This window comes from Roseburia porci, assembly GCF_009695765.1.
Classification (GTDB): domain Bacteria; phylum Bacillota; class Clostridia; order Lachnospirales; family Lachnospiraceae; genus Roseburia; species Roseburia porci.
This window is the reverse complement of record NZ_VUNI01000005.1, coordinates 43,173-63,276: the sequence shown is the minus strand read 5'-3', so window position 1 is coordinate 63,276 and position 20,104 is coordinate 43,173. Positions and strand designations below refer to the sequence as shown.

The 20,104-nt window shown below is 43.3% G+C and carries 18 protein-coding genes, 2 tRNA genes and 1 riboswitch; of the genes, 17 read left to right on the top strand and 3 right to left on the bottom strand.

Annotation, left to right across the window (positions count from 1 at the left end; genetic code table 11):
• Positions 1 to 96: 96 nt before the first annotated feature.
• Positions 97 to 1,935, bottom strand: coding sequence for a translational GTPase TypA (gene typA / locus FYJ75_RS04540; protein ID WP_154429274.1), 1,839 nt, complete (start codon positions 1,933 to 1,935; stop codon positions 97 to 99).
• A 204-nt stretch (positions 1,936 to 2,139) separates the two neighbouring features.
• Between typA and FYJ75_RS04535 the strand changes: the two genes are divergently transcribed.
• The 12 genes from FYJ75_RS04535 (at position 2,140) to FYJ75_RS04480 (ending at position 14,164) form a co-directional block, all read left to right on the top strand.
• Positions 2,140 to 2,766, top strand: coding sequence for a single-stranded DNA-binding protein (locus tag FYJ75_RS04535; RefSeq protein WP_154429273.1), 627 nt, complete (start codon positions 2,140 to 2,142; stop codon positions 2,764 to 2,766).
• Between the two features lie 113 nt (positions 2,767 to 2,879).
• Positions 2,880 to 3,365: a cob(I)yrinic acid a,c-diamide adenosyltransferase gene (locus FYJ75_RS04530; protein ID WP_154429272.1), complete on the top strand. Its 486-nt coding sequence runs from the start codon at positions 2,880 to 2,882 to the stop codon at positions 3,363 to 3,365.
• A 45-nt stretch (positions 3,366 to 3,410) separates the two neighbouring features.
• Positions 3,411 to 3,584: riboswitch (Lysine riboswitch) on the top strand.
• Between the two features lie 73 nt (positions 3,585 to 3,657).
• Positions 3,658 to 4,548 (top strand): 4-hydroxy-tetrahydrodipicolinate synthase, encoded by an 891-nt coding sequence (dapA, locus tag FYJ75_RS04525; RefSeq protein ID WP_154429271.1) that lies wholly within the window; start codon positions 3,658 to 3,660, stop codon positions 4,546 to 4,548.
• A 28-nt stretch (positions 4,549 to 4,576) separates the two neighbouring features.
• On the top strand, positions 4,577 to 5,338 hold the full coding sequence (dapB, locus tag FYJ75_RS04520) for a 4-hydroxy-tetrahydrodipicolinate reductase (RefSeq protein ID WP_154429270.1): 762 nt from the start codon (positions 4,577 to 4,579) through the stop codon (positions 5,336 to 5,338).
• 224 nt (positions 5,339 to 5,562) lie between these two features.
• Entirely contained in the window at positions 5,563 to 6,843 is a 1,281-nt protein-coding gene (locus FYJ75_RS04515; protein ID WP_154429269.1) for an extracellular solute-binding protein, read from the top strand.
• 14 nt (positions 6,844 to 6,857) lie between these two features.
• Entirely contained in the window at positions 6,858 to 8,612 is a 1,755-nt protein-coding gene (locus FYJ75_RS04510; protein WP_154429268.1) for a methyl-accepting chemotaxis protein, read from the top strand.
• A 96-nt stretch (positions 8,613 to 8,708) separates the two neighbouring features.
• Complete coding sequence (locus FYJ75_RS04505) at positions 8,709 to 10,040, top strand: dihydroorotase (RefSeq protein WP_154429267.1); 1,332 nt, start codon at positions 8,709 to 8,711, stop codon at positions 10,038 to 10,040.
• Between the two features lies 1 nt (position 10,041).
• On the top strand, positions 10,042 to 10,974 hold the full coding sequence (gene pyrF, locus FYJ75_RS04500) for an orotidine-5'-phosphate decarboxylase (RefSeq protein WP_154429266.1): 933 nt from the start codon (positions 10,042 to 10,044) through the stop codon (positions 10,972 to 10,974).
• A gap of 60 nt (positions 10,975 to 11,034) precedes the next feature.
• The gene (locus FYJ75_RS04495) at positions 11,035 to 11,817 is read left to right on the top strand and encodes a dihydroorotate dehydrogenase electron transfer subunit (protein ID WP_154429265.1); all 783 of its coding nucleotides are present in this window, start codon (positions 11,035 to 11,037) and stop codon (positions 11,815 to 11,817) included.
• Positions 11,817 to 12,725: a dihydroorotate dehydrogenase gene (locus FYJ75_RS04490; RefSeq protein WP_154429264.1), complete on the top strand. Its 909-nt coding sequence runs from the start codon at positions 11,817 to 11,819 to the stop codon at positions 12,723 to 12,725. Before FYJ75_RS04495 ends, FYJ75_RS04490 begins: the two co-directional genes overlap by 1 nt.
• 17 nt (positions 12,726 to 12,742) lie before the next feature.
• Positions 12,743 to 12,997 (top strand): hypothetical protein, encoded by a 255-nt coding sequence (locus FYJ75_RS04485; RefSeq protein WP_328596860.1) that lies wholly within the window; start codon positions 12,743 to 12,745, stop codon positions 12,995 to 12,997.
• A 198-nt stretch (positions 12,998 to 13,195) separates the two neighbouring features.
• Positions 13,196 to 14,164 (top strand): DnaJ C-terminal domain-containing protein, encoded by a 969-nt coding sequence (locus FYJ75_RS04480; RefSeq protein ID WP_154429262.1) that lies wholly within the window; start codon positions 13,196 to 13,198, stop codon positions 14,162 to 14,164.
• A 50-nt stretch (positions 14,165 to 14,214) separates the two neighbouring features.
• Here the strand turns inward: FYJ75_RS04480 and FYJ75_RS04475 are convergent, their stop codons facing one another.
• Entirely contained in the window at positions 14,215 to 16,347 is a 2,133-nt protein-coding gene (locus tag FYJ75_RS04475) for a glycoside hydrolase family 36 protein (RefSeq protein ID WP_154429260.1), read from the bottom strand.
• A 273-nt stretch (positions 16,348 to 16,620) separates the two neighbouring features.
• Here FYJ75_RS04475 and FYJ75_RS14290 point away from each other — a divergent pair, with 273 nt between their 5' ends.
• The 4 genes from FYJ75_RS14290 (at position 16,621) to FYJ75_RS04460 (ending at position 19,643) form a co-directional block, all read left to right on the top strand.
• Positions 16,621 to 16,797 carry a hypothetical protein gene (locus FYJ75_RS14290; protein ID WP_195838941.1) on the top strand — a complete coding sequence of 59 codons (177 nt, stop codon included), beginning with the start codon at positions 16,621 to 16,623 and terminating at the stop codon, positions 16,795 to 16,797.
• Entirely contained in the window at positions 16,748 to 17,971 is a 1,224-nt protein-coding gene (pncB, locus tag FYJ75_RS04470; RefSeq protein WP_154429258.1) for a nicotinate phosphoribosyltransferase, read from the top strand. Before FYJ75_RS14290 ends, pncB begins: the two co-directional genes overlap by 50 nt.
• A gap of 155 nt (positions 17,972 to 18,126) precedes the next feature.
• A complete protein-coding gene (locus FYJ75_RS04465; protein ID WP_154429256.1) occupies positions 18,127 to 18,579 on the top strand; it encodes a MarR family winged helix-turn-helix transcriptional regulator in 453 nt (150 codons plus the stop codon).
• Between the two features lie 5 nt (positions 18,580 to 18,584).
• Positions 18,585 to 19,643 (top strand): FUSC family protein, encoded by a 1,059-nt coding sequence (locus FYJ75_RS04460; protein ID WP_154429254.1) that lies wholly within the window; start codon positions 18,585 to 18,587, stop codon positions 19,641 to 19,643.
• Positions 19,644 to 19,662: 19 nt separating this feature from the next.
• Here FYJ75_RS04460 and FYJ75_RS04455 read toward each other — a convergent pair.
• Positions 19,663 to 19,746 (bottom strand) — tRNA-Leu (locus FYJ75_RS04455).
• Between the two features lie 185 nt (positions 19,747 to 19,931).
• Between FYJ75_RS04455 and FYJ75_RS04450 the strand changes: the two genes are divergently transcribed.
• Positions 19,932 to 20,016, top strand: a tRNA-Leu gene (locus tag FYJ75_RS04450).
• Positions 20,017 to 20,104 lie beyond the last annotated feature (88 nt).

Here is a 20,104-nt window from a genome sequence, read left to right as displayed (position 1 = left end):
TAAAAAAATATGAGAAAAATACAATTTCGCTGAAAAAGGCTTCCGGAATGAACTCCGAAAGCCTTTTGAAAAATCTATCCATACAGATGGAAACGATTATTTGTTTTTCTTTGCATAGCTTGCTCTCTTACGCAGAGTAGGGTCAAGAATACGTTTACGGATACGCAGATTTTTCGGAGTTACCTCAAGAAGCTCGTCGGTATCAATAAAGTCAAGAGCCTGCTCAAGACTTAAAATACGTGGCGGAACCAGGGTAAGTGCCTCATCAGCGGAAGAAGAACGGGTGTTGGTAAGATGTTTCTTCTTGCAGACGTTCAACTCGATATCTTCAGCTTTTGCACACTGACCGATGACCATACCGGAATATACTTTTTCACCAGGTCCGATGAATAAGGTACCACGATCCTGGGCAGAGAACAGACCATATGCAACGGATTCTCCGGATTCGAAAGCGATCAGGGAACCGGTTGCACGATATGCGATATCTCCGCGATATGCATCGTAGCCATCGAAGATTGTATTGATGATTCCGTTTCCTTTTGTGTCCGTCATGAATTCACCACGGTAACCAATAAGGCCACGGGATGGAATACGGAACTCCAGACGTGTATAACCACCGGTAATCGAATACATGTTGAGAAGTTCACCTTTACGCTGCTGGAGTTTTGAGATTACTGCACCGGTAAAATCGTCCGGAACATCAACATAGGCAAGCTCCATTGGCTCTAATTTCTTGCCGTTTTCATCATATTCATAAATAACTTCGGCTTTACTTACTGCGAATTCATATCCTTCACGACGCATATTCTCGATCAGAACGGAAAGATGCAGTTCACCTCGTCCGGAAACTTTTAATGCATCCGGGCTGTCGGTTTCTTCGACACGAAGAGAAACGTCGGTGTTCAGCTCTTTGAAAAGACGGTCACGGATATGACGGGAGGTAACATATTTACCTTCCTGTCCGGCAAGAGGACTGTCATTTACGATAAAGTTCATGGAGATCGTAGGCTCTGAGATCTTCTGGAATGGGATTGCAACCGGATTCTCAGGGGCACAGATGGTATCTCCGATGTGGATATCTGCGATACCGGAGATCGCAACGATGGAACCGATCTTGGCTTCGGTAACATCTACTTTATTTAAACCGTCAAACTCATATAATTTGCTGATACGGACTTTCTCTTTTTTGTCAGGATCATGATGGTTGACAACAACGGCTTCCTGATTGACTTTTAAAGAACCGTTGTCGATCTTACCGATACCGATACGGCCAACGTATTCATTGTAGTCGATGGTTGAGATTAAAACCTGTGTATTTGCATCCGGATCACCTTCTGGAGCCGGAATGTAGTTGACGATTGTTTCGAATAAAGGAGTCATATCCTTTTTCTCATCATCAAGATTTAACATTGCATATCCATCTCTTGCAGAAGCATATACAAATGGGCAGTCGAGCTGCTCATCGGAAGCATCCAGATCCATGAAAAGCTCTAATACTTCATCAATAACCTCAGCAGGTCTGGCTTCCGGGCGGTCGATCTTATTCAGACATACGATAACCGGAAGATTTAAGGAAAGTGCTTTCATTAAAACGAATTTGGTCTGTGGCATAACACCTTCGAAGGCATCGACAACAAGAACAACGCCGTTTACCATTTTTAAAACACGTTCTACTTCACCACCGAAATCGGCATGGCCCGGGGTATCGATGATGTTGATCTTAATATCTTTATACTGAACGGCAGTATTTTTGGAGAGGATCGTGATACCTCTTTCACGTTCAATGTCGTTGGAGTCCATGACACGCTCCTGGACTTCCTGGTTTGCACGGAATACACCGGACTGTTTTAAAAGCTCATCGACCAGAGTGGTTTTACCGTGGTCTACGTGAGCGATGATTGCAATATTACGAATATCTTCTCTTTTTTGTAACATAATTATCCTTCTTTCTAATATAAGTTAGAAAACAACTTATATATTTTATCATAAAATCGTGATTCTGCAAGCAAAATCGAGGGTTTCATGGATTTGCATATTTTTTGCCCCGCTTGTCGACAAGCTTTGAGGAAATCTACCAATGAATCAATGTTAAAACTGAGACCTAACAAATATTTCCACAAAAGGAAGGGAGAACAATTCATGGCAGATAAAATTTTTGAAAACAACCAGGTATCGATTATCGGAGAGATCGTGAGTGATTTCCAGTATAGTCACGAAGTCTATGGCGAGGGATTCTATATGGTACAGGTGTCGGTAAGCCGGCTGTCTGACTTTGTAGATTATATTCCGGTCATGGTATCAGAAAGACTGATCGATGTAACGCAGAATTATGAGGGACAGTATGTGTATGTTGCGGGACAGTTCCGCTCGTTCAACCGTCATGAGGAGAGAAAGAACCGTCTTGTGCTTTCTGTTTTTGCGAGAGAACTTGAACTTGTTGAGAAGCAGGATGCGGACAGTGCCAGCAATCAGATCTATCTGGATGGTTACATATGCAAGGATACGGTTTACCGGAAAACACCTCTTGGAAGGGAGATTGCAGATCTTCTTGTTGCGGTAAACAGATCTTATGGAAAATCCGACTATATCCCATGCATCTGCTGGGGCAGAAATGCAAGATTTGCATCCGGTTTTGAAGTGGGAAGCCATGTTCAGATCTGGGGAAGAATCCAGAGCAGGGAGTATGTGAAAAAGCTGAGTGATACGCAGGCGGAAAAGCGTGTGGCATATGAAGTGTCGGTAAGTAAGATAGAATTTCTTGATTAATAGTCCTTTTTTCTCATATTTCAGCGAAAAGTTGCAAAAAAAAAGATAGTGTGGTATTTTATGCAATATCAAATCTGAGGGGTGGAACGGATGCTTCAGATTAGGAGGAAATTATGAGTAGTGGTGTCGTACAGATTTATTATGGCGATGGACATGGAAAGTCAACGGCTGCACTCGGCAATGCGATTCATGCAGCCAGTGAAGGAAAAAGTGTTATCGTGATACAGTTCCTCAAAGGAAAAATGGAGAAGGAACTGGAATTTTTGCAGCGCCTTGAACCGGAGATTAAATTTTTCCGGTTTTCAAAATCAGATGCGCCTTTTGATGAATTGGGTGAAGATGAGAAAAAAGAAGAAAGCATTAACCTGAAAAATGGCTTTAATTATGGAAAGAAGGTCATATCTACAGGTGCCTGCGATATGATCATTTTTGATGAGATCCTGGGACTGCTGGATCATAAAGTGATTACGATTGAAGATATCCGTGGTATGATGGAATGCAGACCGGAAGAAATGGACATTATATTTACAGGACGCATTTTGCAGGATGGTGTCCGTGAATTTGCAGATGAAATCTACAATATTGCTCCGGAAAAGTAGCAGTTGACAGTGCTGTAACGGAGTGCTATGATGAACAATATAATAATCATTGATAGAGGTTGCGCGAGTTATCAGTAGCCTGTGGGATGCAGCAGATGCAGGAGAACACAGTGGAAAGGAATGAGCGCCGAAGGAGGAGATATTCTGTGGATCGAATCCTGGGCATAAGGCGAATAGCTTTATGACTGTCATCGACTGAGATGGGGAGCTATCAGAACCGTTTTTTGAGATTCATGCCGGCTTTCTGTAAGCCGGCTTTTTCAATGTGTATTTTTACAGGAGGATCATATTTATGGCAATTTTTAAAGGCGCAGGTGTTGCTATCGTAACGCCAATGAAGAATAATGAGGAAGTAAATTACGACAAACTGGAGGAACTGATCAATGAGCAGATCGATGCAGGCACCGATGCAATCATCATTGCAGGAACAACAGGTGAAAGTTCTACACTGGATATGGAAGAGCATGAGAAAGTCATCCGTTCAGCAGTAGAATTTACAAAACACAGAGTACCGGTTGTTGCGGGAACCGGATCAAACTGCACCAGAACAGCAATCCAGCTTTCACAGGAAGCAGAGGCAGATGGTGTGGAGGGTCTTCTGATCGTTACTCCTTATTATAATAAAGCAACACAGGCCGGACTTGTGAAACATTATACACAGATTGCGAGAAACACGAAACTTCCAATCATTATGTACAATGTTCCTGGAAGAACCGGATGCAATCTGATGCCGGAGACGGTTGCCGAACTGTTTCACAGTGAGCAGAATCTGGTCGGATTAAAAGAAGCAACCGGCAATCTTGCACAGGCATCCAAGACCATGTATCTGACAGATGGAAAACTTGATCTGTATTCCGGAGAAGACGGACTTGTAGTTCCGCTTATGTCAATTGGTGCAATCGGTGTGATCTCTGTATGGAGCAACGTGGCACCGACAAAAGTACATCAGATGTGTGACAGCTTCTTTAAGGGAGATATTGAAACTGCAAGACGTCTGCAGTTAGAGGCTCTTCCACTTGTAGATGCACTGTTTTCTGAGGTCAATCCAATCCCTGTTAAGAAAGCACTTAATCTGATGGGCAAAGAAGTCGGTCCGCTTCGTGCACCACTTTGTGAGATGGGAGCAGACAATGCGGCAAAACTTGCCAATGTTATGAAGGAATACGGAATTACATTACAATAGAAGGATCAGATACAAGGAGAGAAATAGAATGGTTAGAGCAATTATGAACGGATGCAATGGTAAAATGGGTCAGACCATTACCGGCATCTGCAAAGACGATAAAGAGATCGAAATTGTTGCGGGAATCGATCTGTATGATGGAATCAAAAATGATTATCCGGTTTTTAAAAGCATCGATGCGTGCGATGTGGAAGCAGATGTCATTATTGATTTTTCCAATGCAAAGGCAGTGGATGCACTGATTGAATATTCGGTTGCAAAGAATGTACCTGTCGTATTATGTACAACAGGACTTTCCGAGGAACAGCTATCCGAAGTAGATAAAGCAGCAAGAAAAGTCGCCATTCTGCGTTCGGCGAATATGTCCCTTGGTATCAATACATTGATGGAACTTCTGAAGAAGGCGGCACTCGTATTTGCACCGGCCGGATTTGATATGGAGATCGTTGAGAAGCACCATAACCAGAAACTGGATGCGCCGAGCGGAACAGCGCTTGCACTTGCGGATTCCATGAATGAGGCGCTCGATCAGGCATATTCCTATAAATATGACCGTACCAAAGAACGTGCAAAGAGAGATCCACACGAGATCGGAATCTCTGCGGTACGTGGCGGCAATATCGTAGGAGAGCATGAAGTACTGTTCTGCGGACAGGATGAAGTGATCGAGTTCAAGCATACAGCATATTCCAAGGCCGTATTTGCAAAAGGCGCTGTGGAAGCTGCAAAATTCCTTGCAGGAAAGCCGGCGGGACATTATGATATGGCAGATGTAATCGCAGCAAAATAGTTTGGTAAAAAAACATGTTAAAATAACCAAAAAAAGAATAAAAACAATCAACTTGTGCGCTAAAATGCACAACGAAAATTGACGAAATAGGACAAATGTGGTAAGATAGTACTATAAATTTATATGGTACTATCTTTTTTGTTGAAAAAGAATCTAGAACACTATATAATGATAAACCGTTGTATGTATAGAAAATCGATCAATACAATTCTGGGAGGGATTATATGAGAAGAAAGAGAGTTGCGGTGCTTTGCGCGTCACTTATGGCAGCATCCCTGGTCGCAGGCGGCTGTGGTAATGGAACGGCAGGCACGGACGGAACACAAACAGCAGAAACTACACAGACAGACAACAAGTCCGATGATGGAACGATTTCACTGACGGTCTGGGGAGCAGAGGAAGATGCAGATCTTCTGAAGCAGATTACAGACAGCTTTGAAAAAGAATATGCATCACAGGCGAAATTTGACATTACCATTACAGCAGAAGCTGAGTCCAACTGTAAGGATGATCTGCTTGGAGATGTCCTGAATAGTGCGGATGTATTTACATTTGCCGATGATCAGTTAAGAGCGCTTGTGGCGGCCGGAGTATTGGAGCCAATTGAGAATTCCAATGAGATTGCATCTGCCAGTGTAGATGGAGCGGCGGATGCAGCCAGTGTCAATGATCAGTTGTATGCGTATCCGCTGACCGCAGATAATGGTTATTTTATGTATTATAATAAGGAATATTTTTCCGATTCGGATGTACAGACACTGGATCAGATGTTGTCTGTTGCGGCAGCAAACGGTAAGAAAGTAAGTATGGACTGGTCTTCCGGATGGTATGTGTATTCCTTCTTTGGCAATACCGGAATGGAAGTAGGGCTAAATGACGATGGAATCTCCAATTACTGTACCTGGAACAGCCAGGATGGCAGTATCAAAGGCGTGGATGTTGCACAGTCCATGCTTTCCATCGCTGCGAGTCCTGGATTTTTAAATACGGATGATGAAGGAATGATGGAAGGCATTCAGAATGGAACCGTCATAGCAGGTGTTTCCGGTGTATGGAATGCAAATGATATCGAGCAGGCCTGGGGAGACAATTATGCAGCAGTAAAACTCCCGACTTATACCTGTGCAGGCCAGCAGGTGCAGATGGCATCCTTTAAAGGGTATAAACTAGTTGGTGCGAATGCATACTCAAAAAATGCCGCATGGGCATCCAAACTTGCCGAGTGGATCAGTAACGAACAGAATCAGACACTGCGTTTTGAATTAAGACAGCAGGGACCGGCCAACAAAAATGCGTCAGAATCGGGTGAAATAGCAGATTCTCCGGCTATTCAGGCAGTACTTGCACAGTCTGAATTTGCAAGTCTTCAGAGAATTGGCGGCAATTACTGGGATCCGGTACAGACCTTTGCAGCACAGATGGCAGCGGGTAATCCAACAGGACAGGATCTTCAGGATTTATTAGATACCATGGTGAAAGGTGTTACGGCATCGAATGCACAGTAGAGCAGGAGGAAGCTATGAATAATAAGGTTAAAAATGCAAAAAAACAGACCGGAACAAGCATCCGTGTACTGATTCTGGTTCCTGTTATTATACTTGGAATTGTAGGTGTTTTTTCGAATATTCTTGCAATGAAGAATATTCGAAGTGTCAATGCGAAGGCAACACAGATCACGGATGAATATATGGAAAGCATGATTTCGCTGAATGCAATCCAGGAGGAGATGCAGTCCATCCATCAGAATGCATTATCACATATTATTGCAACCGATTTTGATACAATGATCAATCTTGTAAACACAATCAAATCACAGGAAACAGATCTGGAACAGAAGCTGGATGATTTTGGTGGAGTTGTGGATGCAGATGACAAGGACAGTTATGATGATCTGATGACTAATTATGAGAATTTTAAAGTTGCGATCACCAATGTTGTAGCATACAGTGCAAATACAAAGACAGCGGATGCTTACGCATGTGCGAACGGAGATCTTGCAAATTATTCCGCTGCAATGATATCGGATCTGGATAAGATAACACAGCATACATCGGAGAATTCAGAGAAAACAAGAGCCCATCTTGCAAACGTATATCACAGCTCCATTGTCAGCAATGTGATCACAATCGTAATCAGTATTCTTGCGGTGCTCAGTGCCATCGTCGGTGTTGTGAAACTGGTTATCCACCCGATCAAACGGACAGAAAAAGAGATCACCGGAATCATCAAAGACATTGAGAAGCGCCAGGGAGATCTTACCAAACGTGTTGAGATTGCATCCGTTGGAGAGATTGGAAGTCTGGGACATGGTATCAATGCTTTCATGGAAAAATTACAGCATATTTTTGCTGTGTTGAGCAGTGATTCAGAGAAAATGGATTCCGTGGTCAACGAGGTTATGGAAAGTGTACAGACCTCTAACGACAGTGCATCCGATCTGTCAGCACTGACGGAGGAGTTATCTGCGACAATGGAAGAAGTATCCAGCAATGCATCCCTGATTAATAATAATGCGGAAGGTGTAAAGAATGAGGTAAGCATTATTGCTGAAAAATCCGCAGAATTAAGTAAATTCTCACAGGAAATGATGCAGCATGCAGATAATATGCAGAGTTCCGCAAAAGATAATATGCAGACAACAAGTGCCAAGGTCAATGAGATTCTTGAGATCTTAAATCAGGCAATTGAGGAAAGCAAGAGTGTGGATCAGGTTAACAGTCTTACCAATGATATTTTGAATATTTCAAGTCAGACCAACCTTCTTTCCCTGAATGCGTCAATTGAGGCTGCAAGAGCCGGAGAAGCAGGAAAAGGATTTGCAGTTGTGGCAGGTGAGATCAGTCAGCTTGCAGAGTCCAGCAGACAGACCGCAAACCGTATTCAGGAGATTAATACAGTTGTTACAAATGCCGTACATAATCTTGCAGAACATGCACAGGATCTTGTGTCATACATGAACGACAGTATTGTGCCGGAACTGGAAAGCTTTGTAGATTCCGGTACACAGTATCGTGAGAATGCTTCTTATATTGAGACAACGATGAAGCAGTTTGAACAGCAGACCGATCAGCTGAAACGTGGAGCTGTTGAAATTGCAGATTCCATAAACAGCATTACCAATGCCATCGAAGAAGGTGTCAAAGGTGTCAACGGCGTTGCGGAAAGCACGCAGATGCTTGTTACCGATATGGAGAAAATTTCAAAGAGAATGGAAGAAAACCAGCAGATTTCGTCAGAACTTCAAAACGAGACTGCGGTATTTACCAAAATCTGATAGCGAAACACCCCGGAAATTGCGAATCGCAGTTGTCCGGGGTATTTTTGTATGCTACAATGTTAAGCAGAAAATATGTAGAGTGAGGAATTGCAAATGACAATGTTAATCAAAGGGGGAAGGGTTTTAAATCCTGCAACCCAGATGGACGAGGTTGCCGATGTCTATGTTGAGAATGGATATGTGGCCAAGATTGGAAAGGACCTGAAAGAGAAGGTAGACCGTGTAATTGAAGCAAAAGGATATTATGTTATGCCGGGATTTATCGATATGCATGTGCATTTTCGTGATCCGGGATTTGAAGAGAAAGAGACGGTTATCACCGGTATGCATGCAGCAGCACATGGTGGATTTACAACAGTGCTAGCCATGCCGAATACGAAACCAGTTGTGGATAACCCGGATGTCGTAAATTATGTGCACAATAAAGCCCGGTCAGAACGTGGAATTCATGTGCTTCAGGTAGGCGCTGTCACAAAGGGGCAGAAAGGAACGGAGCTTGCGGATATTGAGGGGATGGTCGAAGCTGGAAGCCCTGCGATCAGCGAGGACGGAAAATCGGTCATGAACACACAGATTTATGCTGAAGCCATGAAAAAGGCTGCAAAGCTTGGAATCCCGGTTCTTGCGCATTGCGAAGATATCAACCTGGTAAATGGTGGTGTTATGAATTCCGATTCCAAATCAAAAGAACTTGGACTTCCTGGAATCTGTAATGCTGTTGAGGATATTATTATTGCGCGTGATATTATGCTTGCAAAAGAGACGGGCTGTAAGCTGCATTTGTGCCATTGTTCAACCAAAGATTCGGTAACCATGGTGCAGCATGCAAAGATGGAGGGCATAAAAGTATCAGCGGAGGTATGTCCACATCATTTTACGCTGACATCGGATGATATTAAGGAATACGTTCCGGAGATTGAAAACGGAATCATGATCCCTCAGGATGTGGATGCAGACACAAACTATAAAATGAATCCTCCACTTCGTACGAAGGCAGACGTTCAGGCACTCAAAGAAGGACTCAGAGACGGTATTATGGATGTGATCTCAACGGATCATGCTCCACATACCTTCCAGGACAAAAATACTTCCATGAAGAAGGCTCCGTTTGGAATTGTCGGTCTGGAAACGGCAGCGTGCCTGACGTATTCAGAACTCGTGCTTGGCGGTTATCTGACTCCGATGCAGATGGCAGAGAAGATGAGCTACAATGCTGCAAAGATACTGGAGATGGACAGAGGCGACATCCAGCCTGGAAAAGCGGCAGATATTGTTATCTTTGATCCGAAGGCTGTATATAAGATCGACAAGAACAAATTTGCATCCAAAGGACGGAATACACCGTTCCATGGAAGAGAGGTTACCGGTAAGGTAATGTATACCATCTGTGATGGGGATATCGTATTTGAAGAGAAAGGAAATTAACATGATTAATAAATTAGTAGATAAAATTAAAAAGACAAATGCACCGATCGTAGTCGGACTCGATCCAATGCTTTCTTATGTGCCGGAATTTATCCAGAAGAAAGCATTTGCAGAATTTGGAGAGACACCGGAAGGTGCAGCAGAGGCAATCTGGCAGTTTAACAAGGCAATCGTGGATGCAACCTATGATCTGATCCCGGCTGTAAAACCACAGATCGCGATGTATGAGCAGTTTGGAATCGAAGGAATGAAAGCATATCAGAAAACTGTTGATTACTGTCACGAAAAAGACCTTGTGGTAATCGGGGATATCAAACGTGGTGATATCGGATCTACATCAGCAGCTTATGCAGTTGGACATCTTGGAAAGGTGCAGATCGGATCGAAATCGTATGCAACATTCAATGAGGATTTTGCAACGGTTAACCCATACCTTGGAACAGATGGCATCAAACCGTTTGTTGATGTATGCAAGGAAGAGAAAAAGGGTATTTTCATTCTTGTAAAGACATCTAATCCGTCCAGTGGAGAATTCCAGGATCGTGTCATCGACGGACGCCCTCTGTATGAGTGGGTTGGTGAGAAAGTCGCAGAATGGGGCGCTGACTGTATGGGTGATTCTTACAGTTACGTAGGAGCTGTAGTAGGCGCAACTTATCCGGAGATGGGAAAAGTCCTTCGCAAAGTTATGCCAAAGAGCTTTATCCTTGTTCCTGGATATGGTGCTCAGGGTGGAAAAGGCGCAGATCTTGTTCATTTCTTTAATGAAGACGGTCTTGGTGCGATTGTTAACTCTTCACGTGGAATCATTGCTGCATATAAGCAGGATAAATACAAAGAAATGGGCATTACAGAGGAGAATTTCGCAGATGCTTCCCGTGCTGCTGTAAAAGATATGGTGGCAGACATCTCCGGTGCACTTGCATCAAGATAAATGGAAAGAATCCAAAAATATACCCGGAGTAAAAGTGATTAAGAGATCAGGAGTAGAAAAATGGCAGAGAAATATCAGGAAAATGCGATTGTTTTAGAACAGAAAGAGATCGCATCCGGAATCTTTCGTCTTGTATTACAGACAAAAGAAATCGCAGCACAGGCAAAGGCAGGTCAGTTTGTATCGGTATACAGCAAGGATCCATCCAAGCTTCTTCCAAGACCGATCAGTCTTTGTGAGATCAATAAAACAAAAGGAACACTGACACTTGTGTACCGTGTGACCGGCGAAAATACAGGAACCGAAGAGTTTTCCAGACTCCAGAAGGATGATACCGTACGGATTCTCGGACCTCTTGGAAATGGATTTCCAATTGATGCTGCAGAGGGAAAGAAAGCATTTCTGATCGGTGGTGGAATCGGAATCCCGCCGATTCTTCAGCTGGCAAGAGAGATGAAAGCGGACAAACAGATGGTGCTTGGTTTCCGTGATTCGCTGTTTCTTATGGATGAATTTCAGGCAGAAGGCCAGGTATATGTTGCTACAGAGGATGGAAGCGCCGGAACGAAAGGAAATGTTCTTGATGCAATCCGTGCCAATGGATTATCGGCTGATATCATCTATGCATGCGGACCAACACCGATGCTTCGTGCGTTAAAAGCATATGCCGAGGAACATGAGATGGTGTGCTATATTTCCATGGAAGAGAGAATGGCATGCGGAATCGGGGCGTGTCTGGCATGTGTCTGCAAAACAACAGACAAAGATGCACATTCCAATGTAAATAATAAACGTATCTGCAAGGAAGGCCCGGTATTTGACGCAAGGGAGGTAGAATTGTAATGAACACAAGTGTAAACCTTTGTGGGGTAACTCTGAAGAATCCTGTAATGACTGCATCCGGCACATTTGGCTCCGGAGAAGAATTCAGTGAATTTGTAGATTTGAATAAACTTGGCGCTGTTGTGACAAAAGGTGTTGCAAATGTGCCGTGGCCGGGAAATCCAACACCTCGTGTTGCTGAGGTATATGGCGGAATGCTCAATGCAGTCGGACTTCAGAATCCGGGAATTGATCTGTTCTGCAAAAGAGATATTCCATTCTTAAAGAAATACGATACCAGAATTATCGTAAATGTATGTGGAAGATCGACTGCAGATTACTGCGAAGTGGTGGAAAGACTTGCAGATGAACCGGTGGATATGCTCGAAATCAACATTTCCTGCCCGAATGTCAAGGAAGGCGGAATTGCGTTTGGTCAGGATCCAAAGGCAGTTGAGGCGATTACAAATGAAGTGAAAAAAGTTGCAAAGCAGCCAGTCATTATGAAGCTTAGCCCGAACGTAACGGATATTACAGAGATGGCAAAAGCGGCAGAAGCCGGTGGAACAGATGCTTTGTCTTTGATCAATACCATCACAGGAATGAAAATTGATATTAACCGCAGATGTTTCGTGCTTGCCAATAAAACAGGTGGTATGTCAGGCCCTGCAATTCACCCGGTTGCAGTCCGCATGGTATATCAGACAGCACAGGCAGTGAAGGTTCCGATCATCGGAATGGGCGGTATCATGAATGCAGAGGATGCGATTGAAATGATCCTTGCCGGTGCGACAGCAGTTTCTGTTGGAACAGCGAATTTTACCGATCCATCTGTGACAGAGAAAATCGTAACCGGAATTGAGGACTATATGAGAAAATTCCAGGTCAATGATATCAAAGAACTTGTTGGCGCAGTACATGAGAGATAGACACAGGGAGAACAGGTGTGGAAGAGATATTTCAGGCAATTGAGCAGAAGATAAAAGAATCCGGTTACTCAAGAAGTGTATCCGGTGCGGCAGTTTATGATGATATCTGTGATCAGATCGATGGAAAAGAGAACGGAACGTATCTTCTTTTGTCAAAATTTGAAGAGGATGTTGTATTTGAGTACCAGATCACGATCTTAGATGAGCAGTTCAACCTCGGAACCTTGAAGATCAAGGCTCCGGAGGGAGAATTTGACATCGATTTTGACTAAAAACATATATTTCATATAATTTTTATAATTTTAATTAGCACTCTCACTTGACGAGTGCTAATTTTCGTGTTATAACAAGACTGAAACAAAGATACGGTACATCTTGGAGGACAATGCTCCGACTGAGATGATTGAGCAGGAGGTGCATCAGAGCAAGATCTGGGGTATTTCCTGTTTTGTTTTTGTGAGGTGATAAATATGGAAACAAAAAAAGATTATTATGAGGTACTCGGGGTAAATAAGAATGCAGACGATGCTGCAATCAAAAAAGCATACCGAAAACTTGCTAAGAAATATCATCCGGATACAAACCAGGGCAACGCGGATGCGGAAAAGAAGTTCAAGGAAGTCAATGAGGCATATGGCGTGCTTGGTGATAAAGAAAAGAGAAAACTGTACGATCAGTATGGACATATGGCATTCGAAGCGGGATTTGATCCGGAGCAGATGAAACGTGCACAGGAACAGGCGCGCTACGGTAATCCATTTGGAAATGGACATTATCAGTATTACTCATCCGGAGGACCACAGAGTGGATATCAGGAATTTCATTTTGAAGGTTCGGACATGGATGATATCATGGATGAACTCTTTGGCAATGCATTTCATGGATCGAAAGGATTCCAGAGAAAAGAGCGAAGCGTAAAAGGCAAAAATATTGAGACAGAAGTTCCAATCAGTTTTGAGGAAGCCGCATTCGGATGTGATAAAAGGTTCACGCTGGAATCCGGTGATGGAAGCAGACAGAGTCTTGAGGTTCATATCCCGGCGGGCATTGCCGATGGACAGTCGGTACGACTGAAAGGAAAAGGCCAGCAGGGCTACCACGGAGAAAACGGAGATCTTCTGATCAAAGTTAAAGTTGGTAAGAAATACGGATATGAGCGGAAAGGACAGGATGTATATACAACAGTAAAAATTCCATATACAACAGCAGTTCTTGGCGGAGAAACAAAGATCCATACCCTGTACGGAGATGTTCTTTGCAAAATCAGACCTGGAACACAGTCGGGTTCTAAGATCCGTCTGAAAGGAAAAGGGATCGTTGCGATGAATAATCCAATCGTACATGGAGATGAGTATGCGGAGGTACAGATTGAAGTGCCTACCAAACTGAATGCAGCAGCTCGTGAAAAACTCCAGGAATATGAGAGAGCCTGTGGTTAAGAAAGAGGAGGATGAAAGCTTAAACTTCATCCTCCTTTTCGTAGCTTATATTAATTTTCGGTAAGAATAAACAGACGGGCCATATTTTCTTCCGGAAATTCCACGCTCAAACTTCCGTTTACCGGATTCCAGGTAAAGCGTTCTATTCCGTAAGATGGATAAAGGATCCGTACATTGATATTTTTGCCTGTAAGAGAAGGAATCGGCAGTGTTTTTACAGGAGTATTTCCATTCCTTCGCCATACGGCAAGGTAGAGCGTATTTTCGTGTTTCATGCCAAGCGCAGACCATTCGTCGGAAAAGGAAGAAAGACCGATCGGCCAGAATGGAAAACCGTTGGCAAGATCCGGACGGATCTGCTTGTAGGTCTCGATTCCCTCCTGTACAAGCTTGAGGCGCACGTCATCCAGGCGTGCGAGATGACCGCTTTGGTGAATACGCAGAAGCATGGCGTTGACCATGTTAAAGACGGTTTCTTCCTTTAATTGTGCTGGAGAGGTCTCGTCATCGTGATTCATCGGATAAGTCCATACCGCTGCCTGTTCCGGAGTCAGTGCAGCAGGAGCGTTGGCTGCAATGGTAGCATATTTGCGGTAATCATCCTGATCGCTGGTGGATTGGATGCTGTAGCGGGAGAGCATTGCATAATCCATGCGGAGTCCACCACTCGAACAGTTCTCGATCACAAGCTCCGGATAACGTTTCCACACATCTTCAAGCCAGCCAAGATAAGCACGTTCGTGCTCAAGAAGTCCCTGACCGACACTTTCGCAGCCAAGCTCGGTTCCAATTCCGGGTTCGATATTGTAATCCATTTTGATATAGCCGACACCGTATTCGGATACAATGCGGTCAATGACCTGATTGGCAAATTCACGAACCATTGGATTGCGGAAGTCCAGCTGGAAACGGCTTCGGTCGCTGATACGTTTTCCATGGCGGACAAAGAAATACTCGTCCGGGAATTCTTTTGCCAGACGGCAGTTAATTCCCATAACTTCAATTTCTAACCAGACGCCTGGGATCATGCCTTTACTGCGGATGTAATCGGTAACTTTTCTCATGCCATCCGGAAAACGCATTTTACTTTCTTCCCATTCTCCGACATTGTCCCACCAGTCTCCGTCGGCATACCAGCCGGCATCAATGCAGAAATATTCGCAGCCGGCTTCTGCAGCCGCATCGATCAGCGGGTATTCTTCGTCTGCGTGAGGTTTGCCCCACAGACAGTTCATATAATCATTGAAAATGACCGGCAATTTGCGGTTATCAGCATTCGATCTGCGGATCAGCCGGCGGTAGGCTGTGAGGGAAGCAATTCCCTGGTCAAAGCCACTGGCAGTTACACCGACTGCAACCGGAACAGAAGTAAAAGAATCTCCGGGGGCTAAGTCTTTGAACCAGTGAGAGTAGATCTCATTTGGTCCACCGGCTGCAAGATAAAGATGTCCGTTCTGATCACCGATCTCCCAATGCCAGGAACCGTTATTTTCAATCTGCCAGAAAAGTCCGGTGCCGGTGCAGGTGTTTTCCAGATAGGCCATCGGAAGATGTTCTTTCGCAGACCAGTTTCCGGTGTTGGTTACGTGGATCAGACTGGAGGAACGCTGAATCTTATCCGGCTGGATCTGTTCCATTCCGAGTTCTGGAAGCGTATAGATCTTCCAGTTCATTTCCCGCTGCCAGCTGTTATGAGGAATCCAGACACGCATTTTTTCATCTCTTGGTTCCAGACCTTCTTTTTCGATTCCTTCATAATTAAAACCGGAAATGTACTCCAGTGTCTGTTGGTTTGTTCCTTCATTGCGGACGGTCTGATAGCATCGTACGACAGGGAGTCCACGGTAAAACTGAACATATGCATCCACATAGACATCGGTTACGTTATCCCGAAGTACAAAGCATAAAAGTTTTCCGAATGTGTTGTCTTCTTCGTGATGAGAAACGTATTTCAGACGATATCCTGGCGCGGTTACAATATATTTATTGCCATGCCGTTCATAGGGACGGTCATAGCCGGAAAGCTGCATTTCAATAAAGCGAAATCCGTAATCCATGGATTCTACATGAATATCTTCCTCATGAAAAGGAAGGGCGGAAAAATGCAGAAGCCGCAGTTCGTTTTTGTCATCGATTCCCCAGACAATATGAAGACCGCTTTCTTCGTAATATAGTTTTTTCATAAAAACTCCTTTATGTGCTGTTTACAGTTCTTTTTTCATTTTAAGTCCATGTATAATGAGTGTCAATGAAACGGGGATTGTACAGAATATACAAAAAAATAGGTGAGAAATTATGAAGTTTGTATAGCATTTTCAGGAGTGACATGCTATTATAATAACCGTAAAAACCCCCAATACATTATATATTTTTACTATCCCCCATAGTAAAAAACCTTCTCCTAAAGGACAGCTGATCGAAGGCTGTTCTTTTTTTGCATAAATCGCTGAAGGCAAATGAAAAAAATTCTTGATATGGGACGAAAAGACTACTATAATAAGACGATACGAAGAAATGAAAATCAGATGGAAGCCGGACGGCCTGCCTGTATGACAGTTGTGTCTGGCGGAAACAGGAGATATCATGAAATTAGAACAGATCATCAACAGTTTGCTGGAACAGGACATGTATAAATTCAGTATGGGAGAGGCGATCTACCATCAGTTTACAGATTATAAGACAACATGGTCCTTTAAATGCAGAAATACAGATGTACATTTTACAGAAGAAATGGTCGACGAGATCAGAGAACAGATCCGTGCATATTGTAACCTTCGATTTACCGATGAGGAACTCGAATATCTGAATGCTGTACAGTGGATCAAAGGTTCTTATGTGGATTTTTTAAGACTCTGGCAGCCACGTTTTGATGATTTTGAAATTACAACAGATGGACCTTGTGGATTAGCGATTGAGACGAAGGGTACATGGCTCAATACTTCGATGTATGAGATTCCTACGCTTGCAATCGTAAATGAAGTTTATTTCCGCATGGCATACGATTATAAACAGCTTTTTGAAAGTTTTAAACAGCGCCTTGACCAGAAGGTTACAGCACTGACAACTGGTGCAGACGGAGTATCATATACCATTGGTGCATTCAGTGAATTCGGACTGCGCCGCAGATTATCCGCAGAGGCACAGGAACTTGCAGTAAAAGTCCTTTCGGAGCAGGATTATCATGGAAAGTCTACTTTTGTTGGAACTTCAAATGTATACCTTGCAAAGAAATATAATCTTTCCCCGGTTGGAACAATGGCACATGAGTGGATCATGTGTGTCGGACAGGGAAATCATAAACACAATCCGGCATATTCAAACTGGTATGCAATGGATGCATGGGTAAAAGAATACGGTATCATGAATGGTATCGCGCTTACCGATGCAATCACCACAGATTGTTTCTTAAAGGACTTCCAGCTGACTTATGCAACACTTTTCTCAGGAGTTCGTCACGACAGTGGAGATCCGTTTGTATGGGGAGAAAAAATGATCGAGCATTATAAGAAGCTTGGAATCGATCCGGCATCAAAGACACTTTTGTTCAGTGACAGCCTGGATTTTGAAAGAGCAGATCAGTTATATGCTCATTTTTCAAATAAGGCAAAGGTTGCATTTGGTATCGGAACCTATATTTCCAATGATACCGATGTGCCGGCACTTAACATCGTCATGAAGACAACTGCATGCAATGGAATGGACGTTGCCAAGATCTCGGATACTCCGGGTAAGGGAATGTGCAAGAATCCGGATTATGTAGAATATCTGAAGCGTTGTATTGACTGGAGAATGAAGCACGACCGTTAAAATAAATAGCGTTTATGGGAACACCTTGGAAATCGCCAGAGCAGGATCTGGCTTCCGGGGTGTTTTTTTATGCATGTTTTCAGGATTGACGTTTTTTTAAATTTGCGTTATAGTACTTTCTGATTTAGTTCACAATGTAAACTAAAAGGAGCGTTATGAAAGATAAAAACTGGATTGAAATTGTAAAAAAACAGACTGAACTCAGGCATTTTGGCAGTATGGCGATCCGAAAAGCGCAGAAGGGAGAACATATTTCTGCACAGGAGATTGATCTGCTGTTTCGGGCAGCTTATGCCAGGGAAGCTGTGACCCCGGGACAGCTTGCCGTGGCAATGGGCGTAAGAAAAACGGTGATCAGCCGTCTGGTCGAACAGCTGGCAGCCAAACAGTATATTGAAAAGGAACCGGTCAAAACGGATAAGCGCAGTTATAAGCTTCGTGTGACAGATGAAGGAAAAAAGGAAATCGACCGGATGTACTATTATTATCTGAATCCGTTATATGTTTTAAAAGAGGGAATGGGAGAAGACCGGTTTGAGGAATTGTTTGAACTGATTTTTGAAGCGAATCAGATTCTTGCAGAAGAACAGACGAAAGAAAAGGAGTGAATCAGATGACTTTTTATCAGGAATTACAGCTTAGTTCGACTGGTTCCAAGCAGTTGATCAAGAATACGAAGGACAAAAAAGAAAAGAGACGCCATATACTGATCTATAATTTTAAAGTGTATCTTGTTATGGCATTTTGTGTGGCGGTCGTTTCTTTATACAGTAAATGTACGGGAAGTGAGAACAGTGTGGTTGGTGTTACCGTCTTGCTGGCGGTGCTTGTATTAAGGCAGGCGGATTTTGGAATCCGGACAACGCATGGGCTGATATCGATCGCAGGTATTTTTGGAATACTGATCGTGGGACCATATCTTGCAAGCCAGTGGCCGCCGGTTGCAGCACTGTGCGTAAATCTTGTATGTATTATGCTTTTGATGCTACTCGGATGTCATAATGTTATTATGTATAATCATTCGACGTTCGTCCTTGGATATCTGCTTCTGGAGGGATACAAAGTGACAGGGCATGCCTATGTGCTTCGTGTGGAAGGTTTACTTGTCGGAATGGCCATCTGCATGTTTGTATTTTACAAGAATCAGAAGAATCGTCCGTATCGAAGAACATTTCTGGATCTTTTCCGGGAATTTGATCTGTATTCTGCGCGGAGCAGATGGTATGTAAAACTGACCGTTATCGTATCCACAGCAATGTTTATTATGTCAGCACTGGGATTGCCGAGAGCAATGTGGGCTGGAATCGCCTGTATGTCCGTATGCCTTCCTTTTACCGGGGACGGAGCACAGCGGGCAGGAACAAGAGCCGGATTTAATGTTGTGGGAGCGTTGCTTTTTGCATTGCTTTATACCGTTCTTCCGGAATCCATGTATCCATATATTGGAATGATCGGTGGAATTGGTGTGGGATATTCTGCAGGATATGCATGGCAGACAGCATTTAACACATTTGGAGCATTATCAATTGCCTCCGGCCTGTTTGGAATGACAGGAGCGGTTGCTCTTCGTATCGGAGCAAATGCGTTCGGTGCAGCTTATACCATGCTGTGTTCGAAGATTATGGATTATGTATTACAGATAAGAATAACAAAAAAGGAAGCCGTTTCATAACGACTTCCTTAAAAAGAAATGCAGGAGATGGGACTTGAACCCACACGATATTGCTACCACAGGCACCTGAAGCCTGCGCGTCTGCCAATTCCGCCACTCCTGCGAACAAATGTTATTCTACAGAATAAAAAAGCAAATGTCAAGCAGAATTTTTGAGAATTTTTAAAAATGTATATATTGTATATTTTTTAAAAAAAATAAAAAAAGTTTAGAAAAAAGTGTTGACACTGGAAAGATCATCTGCTATTATAAGCTAGTCGTCAGCGAGACGGCAACAACTGAACAGATGCGGAAGTGTCGGAACTGGCAGACGAGCAAGACTAAGGATCTTGTGATCATTGCGATCGTGTGGGTTCAAGTCCCATCTTCCGCATTTTAGAAAAAGCCTTGATTTTCAAGGCTTTTTTTCTTTAACCATATGAATTAGAGGAGGACAATGCAATAATGGTTGTAATTGCTAT

What these genes read in the sequence shown, in the direction of transcription:
- FYJ75_RS04505 (WP_154429267.1), top strand. Translation starts at nt 8,709, where the DNA reads ATGACAATGTTAATCAAAGGGGGAAGGGTTTTAAATCCTGCAACCCAG.
- FYJ75_RS04535 (WP_154429273.1), top strand. Translation starts at nt 2,140, where the DNA reads ATGGCAGATAAAATTTTTGAAAACAACCAGGTATCGATTATCGGAGAG.
- dapA (WP_154429271.1), top strand. Translation starts at nt 3,658, where the DNA reads ATGGCAATTTTTAAAGGCGCAGGTGTTGCTATCGTAACGCCAATGAAG.
- FYJ75_RS04515 (WP_154429269.1), top strand. Translation starts at nt 5,563, where the DNA reads ATGAGAAGAAAGAGAGTTGCGGTGCTTTGCGCGTCACTTATGGCAGCA.
- FYJ75_RS04475 (WP_154429260.1), bottom strand. Translation starts at nt 16,347, where the DNA reads ATGAAAAAACTATATTACGAAGAAAGCGGTCTTCATATTGTCTGGGGA.
- FYJ75_RS14290 (WP_195838941.1), top strand. Translation starts at nt 16,621, where the DNA reads ATGAAAAAAATTCTTGATATGGGACGAAAAGACTACTATAATAAGACG.
- FYJ75_RS04480 (WP_154429262.1), top strand. Translation starts at nt 13,196, where the DNA reads ATGGAAACAAAAAAAGATTATTATGAGGTACTCGGGGTAAATAAGAAT.
- dapB (WP_154429270.1), top strand. Translation starts at nt 4,577, where the DNA reads ATGGTTAGAGCAATTATGAACGGATGCAATGGTAAAATGGGTCAGACC.
- FYJ75_RS04530 (WP_154429272.1), top strand. Translation starts at nt 2,880, where the DNA reads ATGAGTAGTGGTGTCGTACAGATTTATTATGGCGATGGACATGGAAAG.
- FYJ75_RS04495 (WP_154429265.1), top strand. Translation starts at nt 11,035, where the DNA reads ATGGCAGAGAAATATCAGGAAAATGCGATTGTTTTAGAACAGAAAGAG.
- FYJ75_RS04510 (WP_154429268.1), top strand. Translation starts at nt 6,858, where the DNA reads ATGAATAATAAGGTTAAAAATGCAAAAAAACAGACCGGAACAAGCATC.
- pyrF (WP_154429266.1), top strand. Translation starts at nt 10,042, where the DNA reads ATGATTAATAAATTAGTAGATAAAATTAAAAAGACAAATGCACCGATC.
- FYJ75_RS04465 (WP_154429256.1), top strand. Translation starts at nt 18,127, where the DNA reads ATGAAAGATAAAAACTGGATTGAAATTGTAAAAAAACAGACTGAACTC.
- FYJ75_RS04460 (WP_154429254.1), top strand. Translation starts at nt 18,585, where the DNA reads ATGACTTTTTATCAGGAATTACAGCTTAGTTCGACTGGTTCCAAGCAG.
- FYJ75_RS04490 (WP_154429264.1), top strand. Translation starts at nt 11,817, where the DNA reads ATGAACACAAGTGTAAACCTTTGTGGGGTAACTCTGAAGAATCCTGTA.
- typA (WP_154429274.1), bottom strand. Translation starts at nt 1,935, where the DNA reads ATGTTACAAAAAAGAGAAGATATTCGTAATATTGCAATCATCGCTCAC.
- pncB (WP_154429258.1), top strand. Translation starts at nt 16,748, where the DNA reads ATGAAATTAGAACAGATCATCAACAGTTTGCTGGAACAGGACATGTAT.